We start from the raw sequence: 15,693 nt of genomic DNA, 5'->3' as shown, positions 1-15,693 counted from the left end.
GCTCGCGGAAATCGGACATGACTGTCTTCACCACTCGCTCATCGAGTTGATAGCGAGAATCATTCTCAGTAAGGTGATCGCTTGTGCATCCTCTCACGACGATGGAACCCGATCGGGCCCTTCCTGCAGCCGCGGCGGCGCCCCTCCCCGGCCGGCGGCTCGCACGGCGGGCGCGCATCCTCACGATCGGACTCGGCGTGCTCTCCGTCACGCTCTTCGTCCTCTCCTGCGCTGTCGGCACAGTCGGCGTGAATCCGCTGCAGTCCGCGCAGATCATCCTCGGGCACCTCCTGCCAGGGATGACGTGGATGGCCGACGGCTCCCTCACTCCGCTGCAGGATCAGGCCGTCTGGCAGTTCCGGCTCCCACGCGCACTGCTCGCCGGTCTCGCAGGAGCCGGCCTCGCTCTGGCCGGTGCACTCATGCAGGTCACGGTCCGCAACCCGCTCGCTGAGCCGTACATCCTCGGGGTGTCCTCCGGTGCGAGCGTCGGCGCGGTCCTCGTGATCGTCTTCGGATCGGCGGCTCTAGGCGGCCTGTCCTTGAACATCGCGGCGTTCATCGGCGCTGTGGTCGCCTGCGGCTGCGTCGCGGCCATGGCCTATCAGGGCGGGACTCTGTCGCCCACGCGCATGATCCTGGCCGGCGTCGCCCTCGGGACGCTCTTCAGCGCGATCACGAGCTACCTGACGATCTCGACCGATGCGCAGAACGTCGTCAGCGTCCTGTTCTTCCTCCTGGGCAGCGTGTCGGCCGCCACGATGTCGAGCCTCATCGGCCCGGTGATCGCCCTCGTGATCGCGGTGATCGCCGCAGGCGTGCTCGCTCGCCCCCTGAATGCGTTGATGACCGGCGATGAATCAGCGACGTCACTCGGGATCGACCCGACGCGCCTGCGCGCGCTCATGCTGATCCTCGCCTCTCTGCTGACCGGTGCGATCGTGTCCGTTGCCGGCGGCATCGGGTTCGTCGGACTCGTCGTGCCGCACGTCGCGCGCATCGCCGTCGGCGCCGACCATCGACGGACGCTGCCGGTCACGGTGCTCGGCGGCGCGGTGTTCCTCATGCTGGCCGACCTCCTCGCGCGCACCGTCGCCGCGCCAACCGAGGTCCCGCTCGGAATCCTCACGGCATTCGTCGGCGCACCGTTCTTTCTCTGGCTGATGCGCCGCGGCGCCGCCTCCCGAGCAGGGCTCAGCCGATGAGAGTGCGCTTCGACGACGTCACCGTCGCACTGGGCGGTCGAGACGTCGTGCATGCCGCGAACCTGAACGTCGAGCCAGGGACGGTCGTCGGCCTCCTCGGACCGAACGGCAGCGGGAAATCGACACTGCTGCGGACCCTCTACCGCGCCGTGCGCCCACGCCTGGGCACCGTGCGCCTCGACGACGTCGACATCTCGTCGATGACCGGTCGCGACACCGCACGTGCGGTGTCCGTCATGCTGCAGGATCCCCAGACGGACTTCGATCTGACCGTGCACGAGCTCGTCCTGCTGGGCCGCGCACCCCATCGTCGCGCGCTCGGTCGCGATACGCCAGACGACCTGCGGATCGTCGAGCAGGCGATGCACGGCGTCGGAATCGAAGACCTGGCAGAACGGATGGTCGGCACACTCTCCGGCGGCCAGCGCCAACGGGTCATGCTCGCTCGGGCGCTCGCGCAGCAGACACCGGTGATCGTCCTCGACGAGCCGAGCAATCATCTCGACATCCGTCATCAGATCGATCTGATGACCATCGTGCGCGGCCTCGGCCGGACCGTCATCGCGGCGCTGCACGATCTCAATCTGGCGATGCGGTATTGCGACAGCGTCGTCGTCCTCGTGGAGGGACGCGTGCTGGCGGTCGGCCCACCGGCGGACGTGCTCACCCCCGAGCTGACCCGGGCCGCTTTCGACGTCGATGCCCGACTGCTGACCGACGCCGACGATCGCGTGCTCTCCTTCCGCACGCCCGCCGAGCTGACCATCCCGAGAGAAAGCGAGCTCCACTCATGACCACCATCCCTCGTCAACGCCTCACGACGGCATCCGTCCTGGCCCTCAGCGCCCTTCTGCTCGCGGGATGCGGCTCCGGCGTCGCCCCGGCCGATTCCTCCGAGAGCGCCGAACGCGAGACCGTGACACTGCAGAACTGCGACCGCGAACTCGTCGTCGACAGGATTCCGACTTCGGTCGTCGGCATGCACCCCTCCCAGACCGAACTGCTGATCCGGCTCGGCCTGGCCGATCGTCTCGCCGCCCAGGCTCAGGCGACCGCGCAGGCGCTGCCCGAGGACATCGCCGACCTGGCAGCCGATGTTCCCGTGATCGGGGGCGCGATGCCGCCCAGCAGAGAGGACCTGCTCGCCGCCCAGCCGGACTTCGTGTATTCGCCGACCACGTACGAGTTCACCGCAGAGCAGGGGTTCGCGAGCATCGAGCAGCTCGAGCAGGCCGGCTCAGCGGTCTACGTGGCCACCGGCGGGTGCGCCGATCGCCGGATGTCCGGAGAGGTGGCCGACCTGTTCACGGACATCGAGAACCTCGGCGAGATCTTCGCCGTCCCCGAAGCGGCCGATGAGCTGACGGGGCGGGCTCGCGCCGATCTCGCCGAGGTCGCAGCTGCGATCGAGGACGTCGACCCTCTTCGCGTCGCCCAGGTGTACGTCGAAGGCACCACGCTGTCTGCCATCGGCGCCGGGATCGAATACGACATCCTCGCGCTCGCCGGCGCCGACAACGTGTACGGGCCCGATCAGCCTGCATTCGCCGACTTCTTCGCCGCGACGATCACTCCGGAATCCTTGGCCGCCGAGGCACCGGAAGCGCTCGTGTTCTCGGTGTACGACGAGGCGCACGAGGCCGCTGCACGCGACTACCTGACCTCGACGTTCCCCGATCTCCCGGCCGTGCGGGAGGGACGCCTCATCGCGGTGTCGAGCGCCGATGTGTTCCCCGGCACCCTCGGCAACGTCAGCGTCGTCCGCCAGATCGCCGAGGGGCTCTACCCCGAGGCATTCTGAGCATGATCCATCGCCGCCTTCTCCAGTTGGCCGGGTCCATCCCCGGCGCCATCGCCCTGCTCGCCGGCCTCGGCATCCTGGTGTCGGTTCTGCACGTCGCCTTCTCCCTCGCCGCCGCCGGCGTGATCGCGGCGCTGACGAACGGCACGGGTGGACTGCTGGGCGCTCTGGTTCCACTGGTCGCCGTCGCGGTCGTCCGCGCCGGGGCGATCTGGCTCCGCGAGCCGGTCGCGACGAGGATCGGCGCAGATGTGCGCATCCGCCTGCGCGACCGCCTCCTCGACCGTGCGACCGCCATCCAGGAGGCGGAGCGCCGCGCGGCAGGCGACACCGCGGCCACCGTGGTCGACGGCGTGGACGGCCTCGACGGCTACTACACGCGGTACCTGCCGCAGCTGATCGTGGTCGCACTGGTGCCGCTTGCGATCGTCGTGCTGGTGTCGTCGCTGAGCCCCGTTGCCGGCCTGATCCTCGCCTGCGCCGTGGCCGCGGCCGTGATCCTCCCACGATTCTGGGATGCGCTGCTGCTGCGCAACGGCCGAACCAGATGGGCGGCGTTCGCGCAGCTGTCCGGCGACTACGTCGAGGCACTGCAGTCGGTGCCGCTGCTGCGGACGTTCGGTGCCGCCGAGCGGACTGGAGCCGAACTCGAAGGGCGCGCGGAGGGGCTCCGCACCTCCACGATGCGGCAGATGCGCGTCTCGCTCATCGAGAGCGGCATCAGCGCGCTGGCGATCCACCTGGGCACGGTCCTGGCTGTCATCGCCGGCGCAGCCGCCGTGCTGGCCGGCGCCGACGCGTTCACGGCGATCGTCGTGCTGCTGCTCGCGCGGGAGTGCTTTCGACCTCTCGCCGAGCTGAGCGGCCACTGGCACGCGGGCTACCTCGGTCTCACAGCGGTCGATGGCCTCGATCGCCTGCTCTCCACCCGCGATGCTGTCGTCGAGCACGGCACCGTGGACGCGGCGGCGGCGCCGGGTGCAGCCATCGAGATCCTCGGCGTCTCGTACCGGCATCCGGCCAGTGGGCGCGGATTGCATGCAGTCTCACTGGACGTCCGCGGCGGCGAGACTCTCGCTCTGCTTGGTCCGTCCGGCTCCGGCAAGAGCACGCTCGGTCTGCTGCTGGCGCGCGAGGTCGATCCGGATGTCGGCGAGATCCGCATCGACGGCATCCGCCTCGACGCGCTCACCCGGCACGCACGCGTGCGCAGCATCGTCGTGGTCGCGCAGGACCCCGTGCTGTTCGCCTGGAGCGTGCGCGACAATCTGCGTCTGCACCGCGGCGACGCCACCGATGACGAGATCGTGCGAGCGGCCGAAGCAGCAGACGTGCACGAGGTGATCCGCGCGCTCCCCGACGGATACGACACCGTTCTGGCAGAGAACGGCGACCAGCTCTCCGGCGGCCAGCGTCAGCGTCTCGCCATCGCGCGCGCCCTGGTGGCGAACGTGCCCGTCCTGGTGCTCGACGAGGTCACCTCCGCGTTGGACGTCGAAACGGAGCGACGCGTGATGGACGGCGTCTTCGCCCACGACCCCGATCGCACGACGATCCTCATCGCCCACCGCGAGAGCGCCTGCGCGCATGCCGACCGCTGGATCTCGCTGCAGGACGGACGTGTGGCAGCCGAAGGCGACGGTCCCCCGCGGCGAGTACGAACCGCGGGAGCGAGCCGATGAAGGCCGTCGCACGGTTGCTGCCGATCATCGCCCAGCATCGACGCCTTTTCGTCGAGACGATCCTATGGAGCACCGTCGTCCAGGCGGGGCTCCTGACGATCGCATTGGGGCTGGCGATGGTCGTCGGTCGCGCCATCACCGGCTCCGGGGAGCACCTCGCCGGCGCCGCCGCAGCCCTTGTCGCGCTCTGTCTGTTCGTCGCGGCGGCGACGTGGCGCGAATCGTGGGTCTCGCACGACCTGGCCTACCGGCTGATCGGCGTCCTGCGGGGTCGCGTCTTCGCGTCGGCCCGCCACGCACTCCCGCCACGTCGACGTCAGAAGCGCACGGGCGATCTGGTCGCCACACTGGTCTCCGACGTCGAGACCCTCGAATGGCTGTACGCGCACACCGTCGCCCAGACGGTCTCGGCGACGCTGATCCTCGCAGTCGCCGGAGCCGTGTCGATCACGATCGATCCGCTTCTGCTCGCCGTGTGGGCGCCGCTGCTCCTCGTCGGCGTCCTGGTCCCGCTGGGCACGTCGCGGATGGCCCGCCGGTACGGGGATGCGATCGCGAGCCGCTCGGCCGGCATCCGATCGGAGCTGTTGGACACGATCCGCGGCCTGCGCGACCTGCGGGCCGCCGACGCGCTCGACGTGCGGCGCGAGCGCATCTCGGCCGACGTCCGCGAACTCGCCCGCATCCAGGTCAAGGACGCGTCCCGGCTCGGCCTGGAACGGGGCATCGCCGACCTGATCTTCGCCGCGGCGGCCATCGGCGCGATCGGCATCGCGGTCATGGCAGGATCTGAACTCGAGCCGTCGCAGGTTCCGTTGGCCGTCGCTGTCTCGGTCGCCGGGCTCGGCCCGGCCGCTCAGATCCTGGACCTGTTGCGCGGCGCCGGAGTGCTGCGCGCCTCCGCGGAGCGGATCGTGGAAACCCTCGATGAGCCGCCATCGGTGGACGACTCCCATCGGTACGTCCGCACGGGCGCCCGTGCGGACGAGGAAGGGCTCGTCCTCGAGAATGTGCGCTTCGCCTACCGCGAGAGCGCCCCCGTCCTCGACGGCTTCGATCTGGAGGTGCGCCCCGGCGAGACAGTCGCCCTGGTCGGGCCGTCGGGCGCCGGCAAGACGTCGGTGGCTCGACTCGCTCTGCGCCTGTGGGATCCTGACGGCGGGACTGTGCGGGTCGACGGCACGGACGTCCGGACGCTGCCCGATTCGGACCTTCGGCGCCTTGTCTCCGCCGTTCCGCAGTCCTCGCCCCTGCTGCGCGGGACCATCCGTTCGAACATCGCCCTCGGTGATCCGGCGGCGAACGACGCCGCCGTCCATCGAGCGGCCGAGACCGCCGGCCTGCTCTCCGACTCGGCCGGCCTGCCCGGCGGACTGGACACGACAGTCGGCGAATACGGCGCTGGACTCTCCGGCGGGCAGCGCGCACGCGTCGCGATAGCGCGAGCCGTGCTGCGTGAGCCGCGCGTCCTCGTTCTCGACGAGGCGACGGCCTCTCTCGATCCCGATGCGGATGCCGCCGTGCTCGAGCTGCTGCAGCGATCACGCTGCGCGATCCTGCTGGTGTCCCACCGGCCGGCGACGATCGCCGCCGCCGACCGCGTGGTGAGACTGCCGGGCTGACCAGGCCGGTAGTCGGGGGCGTCGAGGGCCCCTGCCCCGAGGCTCAGCGCAACGCGGAGCGATGCGCTGAGTGGCACAACGGGATCAGTGGAAGAAGTGACGCTCTCCCGTGAAGAACATCGTGACGCCTGCGGCCTTGGCCGCGGCGACGACCTCATCGTCGCGCACCGATCCGCCGGGCTGAACGATGGTCGTGATGCCGGCATCCAGGAGCACCTGCGGACCGTCCGCGAACGGGAAGAAGGCGTCGGATGCCGCGACCGAACCGGCCGCCCGGTCACCGGCGCGCTCGACCGCGAGGCGGCAGGAGTCGACGCGGTTGACCTGGCCCATGCCGATGCCGACCGTGGCGTTGCCCTTGGCGAGGACGATGGCGTTCGACTTCACGGCGCGGCACGCCTTCCAGGCGAAGATGAGGTTCTCCATCTCCTCCTCGGCCGGACGCTCGCCCGAGACGAGCTCCCAGTTCTTCGCGACGGACTCGATGTCGTCGGGGAAGCGGTCGGCATCCTGCAGCAGAAGGCCGCCCGAGACGAGGCGGACATCCATCTGCTCCTGACGCCAGTCGGCCGGGAGCTGCAGCAGACGCAGGTTCTTCTTGGCCTTGAAGACCTCGAGCGCCGCCGGCTCGAACGCCGGCGCGACGATGACCTCGGTGAAGATGTCCTTGAGGTTCTCGGCCATCTTCAGCGTCACGGTGCCGTTGGTGGCGATCACTCCGCCGTACGCCGACACCGGGTCGCACTCGTGTGCACGCAGGTGCGCGCTGGCGATCGGGTCGAGGGCGTTCGGCGCGGTGGTCGCGATACCGCACGGGTTGGCGTGCTTCACGATCGCTACGGCCGGCAGGACCATGTCGAACGCGGCGCGCAGCGCGGCATCCGCGTCGACGTAGTTGTTGTACGACATCTCCTTGCCCTGCAGCTGCACGGCCTGAGCGATGCCGTGACCGCCGACGCGCGAGTAGATCGCGCCGCGCTGGTGCGAGTTCTCCCCGTACCGGAGCGTGGTGAGTCGCTCGGCCTTGATGGTCAGGTGGGCCGGCAGCTCTCCGCCGTCCGAGAGCGTGCCCTCGGCGAACCAGGCTGCCACCGCGGTGTCGTACGCGGCGGTGTGGGCGAACGCCCGCGCCGCCAGCTCGCGCCGCTGCGAGTGCGTGGTGCCGCCGTTCGTGACGGCCTCGATGATCGCCGGATACGACTCAGGCGAGACGACGATCGCGACGTTGGCGTGGTTCTTCGCCGATGCGCGCACCATGGCGGGGCCGCCGATGTCGATCTGCTCGACGACGTCGTCGCCGACCGCTCCGGACGCGACAGTCTCGACGAACGGGTAGAGGTTGACGACGACGAGCTCGAAGGGCGCGATCTCGAGGTCGGCCAGCTGACGCTCGTGATCCGCAAGACGCAGGTCGGCGAGCAGTCCGCCGTGGATGCTGGGGTGCAGGGTCTTGACACGACCGTCGAGCATCTCGGCGACACCCGTGACGGCGGCGACGTCGGTGACGTCGTATCCGGCATCCCGGATCGTCGCGGCGGTCGAACCGGTCGAGACGATCTCGATGCCGGCTGCGGCGAGCGACTCGGCGAGCACCAGCAGGTCGGTCTTGTCGCTCACCGAGACCAGTGCGCGCCGGATCGGCACGACGTCGCGGTCACGGTAGAGAGAGGGATCGTGGCGGGGGCCGGCCATGGAGGGCTCCTTCGTGCGTCGGGTGGTCAGGAAGCGGTTTTCAGATCGATGCCGCCTGTCGCGATGCCGCGGACGACGTCGATCAGGAGGCGACGTTCGACGGGCTTGATGCGCTCGTGCAGGCTGTGCTCGGTATCGCCAGGGTGCACCGGGACGCGCTCCTGCGCGAGGATCGGCCCGGAGTCCACCCCGTCGTCGACGACGATGACGCTCGCACCGGTCTCGGTGACGCCGGAGGCGAGTGCGTCGCGGACGCCGTGCGCGCCGGGGAACTCAGGAAGGTACGCCGGGTGGGTGTTGATGATGTGCGGCGAGTAGCGCGCGACGAGGGAAGCCGGCAGCAGCCGCATGAGCCCGGAGAGCACGATGAGGTCGGGCGACCACACCTCGAGTTGGCGCCCCAGCTCCTCACCCCATTCGTCGCGCGTCGCGAAGGCGCGGAACGGCACGGAGAAGCTCGGGATGCCGAACTCCTCTGCGTGCGCGAGACCATCGGCGTCGCGATCGGCGCCGACGACGACGATCCGAGCGGGGAAATCGGGGTGACGAGCGGCTTCGAGGAGGGCCCGGAGATTGGAACCCGCGCCCGAGATGAGGACGGCGACCGTGAGCACCCGGTCAGTCTACCGGCGGTCGGAGGTGTCTCCGTCGCCGCGGTGTCCGCGGAAGAAGTCGGATTCCTCGATGGGCGCGGTCTCGTCGTGATCGCCGGGGACGGCATCGCTCGCATGGGGTGCGGCGATCGGCGCATCGACGTCGACGGGCGACATCCCCATCCGGGCGGTCCAGCGATCGGTGCGCTCCTCGGCCAGCTCGTCCCTGTTGCGTGGCGAGAGCAGCAGGATGGCAGAGCCGACCAGCACCTCCAGCCCGATCGCCAGTGCGAACCATCCGGGGTGCGGGCCGACCTCCACCAGGCGACCCGGTCCGATCGAACCGGACGCCGGCAGGGCGACGAGCGCCGCGACCAGGGCGGACAGGCCGGCGATGCCGCCGGCGATCGCGGCCCTGGGCGCCCATCCGAGCGCGGTCTGCTCCCACACCAGACGCGAGCGCACCATCCAGCCGGCGACGGCGCCGGCTGCGACAGGGATCAGGACGACGATGAGCATCCAGATGGAGCTGTTCTCGGGGATCAGACCGAAGATCGGGATGCCGGGGACGACGCCGAGCTGCGTTCCGGCCGGCGAGACCGCCGTGCCGACGCCCACGGCGAATCCTGGCCCCGCGAGCCAGGACACGGCCCAGACGACGGCCGTGGGCAGATAGGCCAATTGGCCGAGCGTGATGACGGTCGCCCCGAGCGCATCGACGCGTGCCGCCTCGAACAGCGTCACGACCTCGCTGCCGCGCAGCAGGACGGACAACGCGACGGACAGGGCGCCGACTCCGGTGAGGACGACGGCGACGATCGCCGTGCCCCGCGCGGCTTCGGCGACGACGGGGCCGTAATCTCCCCAGCCGTCCACCGCGTCGTGGACGCGGTCGATCAGGCCGCCGTCTCCCTCGCGCCAGGCCTCGACGATCGCACCGCCGAGTGCGCCGACCACGTAGAAGGCCGCGGGCAGCAGGATGCCGAGCACCGGGGATGCGACGACCCCGGCGACGTGCGACGTCGTGGTGACGAGCACCGCGATCGCTGCGAACACGACGGCGCCGGAGAGCGCGCCGGTGCCCCAGGCGCCGGAGCGAGCCGCTCGCCGCCCCGACCTGGCGGCGGCGATGAACGTGAACAGCAGGAACGCCATCGGCGCGACGGAGAGCGTGAAGGCCGCGGCATCCGCTCCGATGCCCACGGCGACGAGCAGGTCGTCGGAGAGCGAGATGTCCAGGGGAACGGCATGCCCGAACTGCCACAGGATGCCGGTCGTCGGCCACAGCGCCCCCCAGTCGGCACCGGCGCCGAAGGCGAACGTCCACAGCAGCGTCAGCGGCGCGAGCAGCACGACCAGCCCCACGGCGGCCGCGATGGCGGCATCGACGGCGGCGAGGAGCGCGACGAGGAGGCGTTGCATGACTCAACGAGACTACGACGAGTTCCCGACAGAGCACCGGGGGCGCGCGCGATGCCCGCCACACGATAACGTTTCTGCGGAGGTCCCACGATGACAACTGCCCCTGCGCCCGCACCGACCACGTCTGCGGAGCCGAAGAACGCCCTCGATCGATTCTTCGAGATCACCAAACGCGGATCGACGATCGGCACCGAGATCCGCGGGGGTCTCGTGACCTTCGTGACGATGGCTTACATCGTGATCCTCAACCCGATCATCCTCTCCACGCCTGATGTCGCGGGCGACGTGCTGCCCGGCCCGGCGGTGGCTGCGGCAACCGCCCTGACCGCCGGCGTCATGACGGTGCTGTTCGGCGTCATCACCCGCCTGCCGTTCGCGTTCGCCGCAGGTCTCGGGATCAACGCGTTCCTGGCGTTCTCGGTCGTCGGGTCCGTGACCTGGGCCGAAGCCATGGCCCTGGTCATGATCAACGGCATCGTGATCGTGCTGCTGGCAGCCACGGGACTGCGGAAGATGATCTTCGACGCGGTGCCCGTGCAGCTCAAGCTCGCCATCACGGTCGGCATCGGTCTGTTCATCGCCTTCATCGGCTTCGTGAACGCCGGATTCGTCACGGCGACGGGCAACGCGTCTCCGCCGGTGGATCTCGGCATCGGAGGCTCGGTCGCCAGTGTCCCGACGCTGCTGTTCGTCATCACGCTGCTGCTCGGCGGCGTGCTCATCGCCCTGCGCGTCAAGGGAGCGATCCTCATCGCGCTCGTCGGCGGCACTGTCATCGGCGCGCTCATCAACCTCATCTGGAAGGTCGACGGGCTCGGGTTCGACTTCTCCGGCGGCATCGTCGGCCTCCCGGATCTGAGCCTCATCGGCGCGGTCGACTTCTCGTTCGACTTCGCCAAGGTCAGCTTCGTGGCGCTGGTGATGTTCGTGTTCACCCTGGTGTTCTCGAACTTCTTCGACGCCATGGGCACGATGACCGGCCTCGCCAAGGAAGCCGACCTCGCGGATGAGAAGGGCGACTTCCCGCGCATCAAGTCGGCGCTGGTCGTCGAGGGCGTCGGCGCGATCGTCGGCGGTGGCACCTCCTCGTCCTCGGCAACCGTGTTCGTCGAATCCGGCGCCGGCATCGGCGAAGGCGCCCGTACCGGCTTCGCGACCGTCATCACGGGCGGGCTGTTCCTGCTCGCGATGTTCTTCACACCGCTCACCGCACTGGTCCCCGGCGCGATCGCCGGCGCGGCGCTCGTGCTCGTCGGCGCGATGATGCTGTCGCAGATCAAGAACATCGACTTCGGCGACTTCCGCGTGCTGCTGCCGGTGTTCCTGACCATCACGGTCATGCCTATGACGTACTCGATCGCCAACGGCATCGGCGCCGGCTTCGTGAGCTGGATCGTCGTGAATGCCCTGTCGGGCAAGGCCAGGACGATCCACCCGCTGCTGTGGATCGTCGGCATCGGCTTCGTGCTGTTCTTCGCCCGCGGCCCGATCGAGGCGGCCTTCGGCGTCGTCTGAGATCCGGATCACGACGGAGGGTCGGATGCTTCGGCATCCGACCCTCCGTCGTCTCATGCGGCTCAGCCGGCCGCGTACGCCGCGGCGCACTCCGGCGCCGGCTCGATGGGCTCGATCACGTCGAGCAGTACACCCCCTGGCGCTTCGACGATGAAGTGCCGCTGCCCGAAGGCCTCGTCGCGCAGCGGCAGCCGCTCGGGGAGCCCGAGCTCCCCGACCAGCCGCGCGTGCTGGGCTGCAGCATCAGGCACCTCGACGTTCAGCAGCAGACCGCGCACGGGTTCCCGGAAGCCGACGGGGATCGTCTCATGCGTGCGATCGAGCACGGCCAGCTCTCCCCCGTCGAAGCGCAGACTCACGTACCAGGCGGATTCGAACGTCGTCTCGAATCCGAGTACGTCGCGATAGAAGCGCGCGCCCGCTGCGACGTCGTCGACCATCAGCACCGGGTAGAAGCTCGTGATCTCCATGACTCCCCTTTTAACATACGTCGTGTTTGTATAGGACTCCCGCTAGGATACATACACAACGCATGTAAAGGAATCATCGATGCCCAGAGCGAGTGCCGCGGATGCCGCCGAGACCGCACGACGGATCCTCGAGGTCGCGACGACGCATTTCGCCGATCACGGGTTCGCCGCGGCATCCGTGGAGGAGATCGCACGCACGTCCGGCGTGACGCGCGGCGCGGTCTACCACCACTACGCGTCCAAGACCGGGCTGTTCACGGCCGTCGCCGCAGCGCAGCAGCAGACGGTCGCCGATGCGATCGCCGCGGCGATCGAGGACTCAGATCCGGTGGACGCGCTGCGTGACGGCAGCCACGCGTTCCTGGACGCGATCACCCGCGGGGCAGCCGCACGCATCCTCCTCGTCGACGGACCGTCCGTGCTGAGCTGGGACGACTGGCGCCGCATGGATGCCGCCGGCCCGGAGTCCGAACTGCGCGCGGGCCTCGCCGACGCCGGCGGCTCGCCCGCCGCCCTGGATGCCATGACGGCCGCACTCTCCGGCGCGATGAACGAACTGGCGCTGCTGCTCGTCCGCCACCCGACCGACGCCCGAGCGCATGCCGCCGCGCATCAGGCGCTGGACACGCTGCTCGACGGCATCCGCTGAGCAGCCGCCCAGACGCAACGAAGGCCCGGGGTGGAGCCCGGGCCTTCGTCTACAGTTTATCGCGTCAGAAAGCGCGTTTCGACTCGCTGCGCTCGCCCAACGAGCGAGAGAGGGTGAGTCAGAGCGACTCGACGATCTCGCGCATCAGAGCGGCGGTCTCGGACGGCGTCTTGCCGACCTTGACACCGGCGGCCTCGAGGGCCTCCTTCTTCGCCTGAGCGGTACCGGCCGAGCCCGAGACGATGGCGCCGGCGTGGCCCATGGTCTTGCCCTCGGGGGCGGTGAAGCCCGCCACGTAGCCGACGACCGGCTTGGTGACGTTGGCCTTGATGTAGTCGGCCGCGCGCTCCTCGGCGTCGCCGCCGATCTCGCCGATCATGACGATGGCCTTGGTCTCGGGGTCTGCCTCGAACGCGGCGAGCGCGTCGATGTGCGTGGTGCCGATGACCGGGTCGCCGCCGATGCCGATGGCGGTCGAGAAGCCCAGGTCGCGCAGCTCGAACATCATCTGGTAGGTCAGCGTGCCCGACTTGGACACGAGGCCGATCGGGCCCTTGCCGGTGATGTTCGCCGGCGTGATGCCCGCGAGCGCCTCACCGGGGGTGATGATGCCGGGGCAGTTCGGACCGATGATCCGGGTCTTGTTGCCCTTCTCGATCGCGTAGGCCCAGGCCTCGGCGGAGTCGCCCACCGGCACGCCCTCGGTGATGACCACGAGCAGCGGGATCTCGGCGTCGATGGCCTCGATCATCGCGTCCTTGGTGAAGGCACCGGGCACGAAGGCGATCGACACGTCGGCGCCGGTCTCCTTCATCGCCTCGGCGACCGAGCCGAAGACGGGAAGTTCCACTTCGCCCTCGTGCGGCTTCTCGTGCGTGACCGTGGTGCCGGCCTTGCGCGCGTTCACGCCGCCGACGATGTTCGTGCCGGCCTTCAGCATGAGCGCGGTGTGCTTGGTGCCCTCGCCGCCGGTGATGCCCTGGACGATGACCTTGGAGTCCTTGTTGAGGTAGATCGACATTTCTTCAGTCCTTATGTCTCTTGGGCGTCAGGCGTTGGCGAGCTCGGCTGCCTTGTCGGCACCCTCGTCCATGGTGGCGGCGAGCGTGACGAGCGGGTGGTTCGCCTCCGCGAGGATGGCGCGCCCCTCCTCGACCTGGTTGCCGTCCAGTCGGACGACCAGGGGCTTGGTCGCGGCGTCGCCCAGGATCTCCAGCGCCTTCACGATGCCGTCCGCGACGGCGACGCACGAGGTGATCCCGCCGAACACGTTGACGAACACGCTCTTGACCTGCGCGTCGCCGAGGATGACGTCGAGACCCGCGGCCATGATCTGCGCGTTGGCGCCGCCGCCGATATCGAGGAAGTTCGCGGGCTTCACGCCGTTGTGGTTCTCGCCTGCATAGGCGACCACGTCGAGCGTGGACATGACGAGACCTGCGCCGTTGCCGATGATGCCGACCTCGCCGTCGAGCTTCACGTAGTTCAGCCCGCTCGCCTTGGCCTTGGCCTCGAGCGGGTCGGCGGCGTCCTTGTCCTCGAGCGCCTCGTGATCGGGGTGGCGGATCTCGGAGGCGTTCTCGTCGAGCGTGACCTTGCCGTCGAGGGCAATGATCTGGCCGTCCTCGGTGCGCACGAGCGGGTTGACCTCGACGAGCGTGGCGTCCTCGCCCTTGTAGACCTCGTAGAGCTTCACGAAGACGTCGGCGACCTTCTCGATGAGGTCGGCGGGGAAGTTCGCAGCCTCGGCGATCTCGACCGCCTTGGCCTTGTCGATGCCGGTGAGCGGGTTGACCTCGACGCGCGCCAGCGCCTCGGGCTTCTCGACGGCGAGAACTTCGATCTCCATGCCGCCTTCGACCGAGCACAGGCTCAGGTACGAGCGGTTGGCGCGGTCCAGCAGCACGGAGAAGTAGAACTCCTCGGCGATGGCGGCACCCTGTGCGACCATCACGCGCTTGACGATGTGGCCCTTGATGTCGAGTCCGAGGATGGCCTTGGCCGCCTCGTACGCCTCGTCGGGCGTCTTCGCGACCTTCACGCCGCCGGCCTTGCCGCGGCCACCGGTCTTGACCTGAGCCTTGACGACGACCACACCGCCGATCTTCTCGGCTGCCGCTTTCACCTCCTCAGGAGTGTCAGCGACGATGCCGGCGAGAACCGGCACCCCGTACTTCTCGAAAAGGTCTCGTGCCTGGTACTCGTAGAGATCCACGTGCAGTCCTTCGCTGGTTGCGGCGGGTGGGACGCGACAAGAATGTCGGTTGCCGATAGATGAATCGACCCGAGAAAACAGCCTACTACCGTCTGTCATCAGCCTTTCGCGCCGGTCTAGGCTTCTCGCTATGCACGAATCCGCAGAACCGCGCTCCGCCGTCGTCGCCGCAGCGCTCGAGCTGTTCCAGGCGCAGGGCTACGACCAGACCTCCGTGGAGCAGATCGCGAGGGCGGCCGGCGTCAGCCGTTCGACCTTCTTCCGCCAGTTCGGCGGCAAGGAGGACGTGGTCTTCGCCGATCACGAGGTGCTGCTGACCGAGCTGCGCGGCTTCCTCGCCGAGGGGCACGGCGACCCCTGGGTAGCGGTGTGCGAAGCATCCGAGCGGGTCTATGCGCATTTCGCGCACGATCCCGAGATGGCACGGCAGCGCTATCAGGTGGTTCGGCAGGTGCCGGCGCTGCGCGAACGCGAGATCATCACGGTGTTCCGGTACGAGCGGCTGTTCGACGAATACCTGCGCTCCGCTCTGCCCGGTATCGACCCGCTGGATGCCGTGGGCTTCGCCGCGCTCGTCACGGCCGTGCACAACCACGTGCTGCGCCGCCTGCTGCGCGAGACGAAGAAGGTGCCGGTGTCGACGCTGCAGTCCGCCCTGGTCGACGTGCGCCGCCGCTACGGCGTCGGTGCCGATGCCCCGCAATCCGCTTCGGATGACGTCGTCGTCGCCGTCTTCCCGCGGTCGATGCCGGTCGCCGAGGTCACACGACGACTGGGAGCTGAACTGCGCTGACGGATCGATGACACTCGGTGCCCCGCGACATGAA

Annotated in this window: 14 protein-coding genes; 8 read left to right on the top strand and 6 right to left on the bottom strand. The window is 69.1% G+C overall.

Annotation, left to right across the window (positions count from 1 at the left end; all coding sequences use genetic code 11):
* Window positions 1–101 precede the first annotated feature (101 nt).
* Genes AC3ANJ_RS05380 through AC3ANJ_RS05360 form a run of 5 tightly spaced genes read left to right on the top strand, consistent with a single transcriptional unit; the run spans window position 102 to window position 6,310 of the window.
* Entirely contained in the window at window positions 102–1,205 is a 1,104-nt protein-coding gene (locus AC3ANJ_RS05380) for a FecCD family ABC transporter permease (RefSeq protein ID WP_488318571.1), read from the top strand.
* The gene (locus AC3ANJ_RS05375) at window positions 1,202–1,999 is read left to right on the top strand and encodes an ABC transporter ATP-binding protein (RefSeq protein ID WP_488318570.1); all 798 of its coding nucleotides are present in this window, start codon (window positions 1,202–1,204) and stop codon (window positions 1,997–1,999) included. The genes AC3ANJ_RS05380 and AC3ANJ_RS05375 overlap by 4 nt, the downstream gene beginning before the upstream one ends.
* Window positions 1,996–3,006 (top strand): ABC transporter substrate-binding protein, encoded by a 1,011-nt coding sequence (locus tag AC3ANJ_RS05370; protein ID WP_488318569.1) that lies wholly within the window; start codon window positions 1,996–1,998, stop codon window positions 3,004–3,006. The genes AC3ANJ_RS05375 and AC3ANJ_RS05370 overlap by 4 nt, the downstream gene beginning before the upstream one ends.
* Before the next feature lie 2 nt (window positions 3,007–3,008).
* On the top strand, window positions 3,009–4,688 hold the full coding sequence (locus tag AC3ANJ_RS05365) for an ABC transporter ATP-binding protein/permease (protein WP_488318568.1): 1,680 nt from the start codon (window positions 3,009–3,011) through the stop codon (window positions 4,686–4,688).
* Complete coding sequence (locus AC3ANJ_RS05360) at window positions 4,685–6,310, top strand: ABC transporter ATP-binding protein (RefSeq protein ID WP_488318567.1); 1,626 nt, start codon at window positions 4,685–4,687, stop codon at window positions 6,308–6,310. Before AC3ANJ_RS05365 ends, AC3ANJ_RS05360 begins: the two co-directional genes overlap by 4 nt.
* An 84-nt stretch (window positions 6,311–6,394) precedes the next feature.
* On the opposite strand, the gene purH is transcribed toward AC3ANJ_RS05360, so the two are convergent.
* Genes purH through AC3ANJ_RS05345 form a run of 3 tightly spaced genes read right to left on the bottom strand, consistent with a single transcriptional unit; the run spans window position 6,395 to window position 10,017 of the window.
* A complete protein-coding gene (gene purH / locus AC3ANJ_RS05355; RefSeq protein ID WP_488318566.1) occupies window positions 6,395–8,002 on the bottom strand; it encodes a bifunctional phosphoribosylaminoimidazolecarboxamide formyltransferase/IMP cyclohydrolase in 1,608 nt (535 codons plus the stop codon).
* Between the two features lie 26 nt (window positions 8,003–8,028).
* The gene (gene purN, locus AC3ANJ_RS05350; protein WP_488318565.1) at window positions 8,029–8,616 is read right to left on the bottom strand and encodes a phosphoribosylglycinamide formyltransferase; all 588 of its coding nucleotides are present in this window, start codon (window positions 8,614–8,616) and stop codon (window positions 8,029–8,031) included.
* Between the two features lie 9 nt (window positions 8,617–8,625).
* Window positions 8,626–10,017 carry a cell division protein PerM gene (locus tag AC3ANJ_RS05345; RefSeq protein ID WP_488318564.1) on the bottom strand — a complete coding sequence of 464 codons (1,392 nt, stop codon included), beginning with the start codon at window positions 10,015–10,017 and terminating at the stop codon, window positions 8,626–8,628.
* 90 nt (window positions 10,018–10,107) lie between these two features.
* On the opposite strand from AC3ANJ_RS05345, the gene AC3ANJ_RS05340 reads away from it, so the two are divergent.
* Window positions 10,108–11,532: an NCS2 family permease gene (locus tag AC3ANJ_RS05340; protein WP_488318563.1), complete on the top strand. Its 1,425-nt coding sequence runs from the start codon at window positions 10,108–10,110 to the stop codon at window positions 11,530–11,532.
* A 62-nt stretch (window positions 11,533–11,594) separates the two neighbouring features.
* Here the strand turns inward: AC3ANJ_RS05340 and AC3ANJ_RS05335 are convergent, their stop codons facing one another.
* Window positions 11,595–12,002, bottom strand: a complete 408-nt coding sequence (locus AC3ANJ_RS05335) for a VOC family protein (protein ID WP_488318562.1) — start codon at window positions 12,000–12,002, stop codon at window positions 11,595–11,597.
* 79 nt (window positions 12,003–12,081) lie between these two features.
* On the opposite strand from AC3ANJ_RS05335, the gene AC3ANJ_RS05330 reads away from it, so the two are divergent.
* Entirely contained in the window at window positions 12,082–12,651 is a 570-nt protein-coding gene (locus AC3ANJ_RS05330; RefSeq protein ID WP_488318561.1) for a TetR/AcrR family transcriptional regulator, read from the top strand.
* Between the two features lie 118 nt (window positions 12,652–12,769).
* On the opposite strand, the gene sucD is transcribed toward AC3ANJ_RS05330, so the two are convergent.
* Window positions 12,770–13,672 (bottom strand): succinate--CoA ligase subunit alpha, encoded by a 903-nt coding sequence (gene sucD / locus AC3ANJ_RS05325; RefSeq protein ID WP_488318560.1) that lies wholly within the window; start codon window positions 13,670–13,672, stop codon window positions 12,770–12,772.
* A gap of 27 nt (window positions 13,673–13,699) precedes the next feature.
* Window positions 13,700–14,866, bottom strand: coding sequence for an ADP-forming succinate--CoA ligase subunit beta (gene sucC / locus AC3ANJ_RS05320; RefSeq protein WP_488318559.1), 1,167 nt, complete (start codon window positions 14,864–14,866; stop codon window positions 13,700–13,702).
* 130 nt (window positions 14,867–14,996) lie between these two features.
* Between sucC and AC3ANJ_RS05315 the strand changes: the two genes are divergently transcribed.
* The gene (locus AC3ANJ_RS05315; RefSeq protein WP_488318558.1) at window positions 14,997–15,659 is read left to right on the top strand and encodes a TetR/AcrR family transcriptional regulator; all 663 of its coding nucleotides are present in this window, start codon (window positions 14,997–14,999) and stop codon (window positions 15,657–15,659) included.
* Window positions 15,660–15,693: the final 34 nt, after the last annotated feature.

The organism is Microbacterium sp. STRO-1N (genome assembly GCF_057748015.1).
Note: the sequence above shows the minus strand (reverse complement) of the source record. Positions and strands in the feature narration are given on the sequence as shown.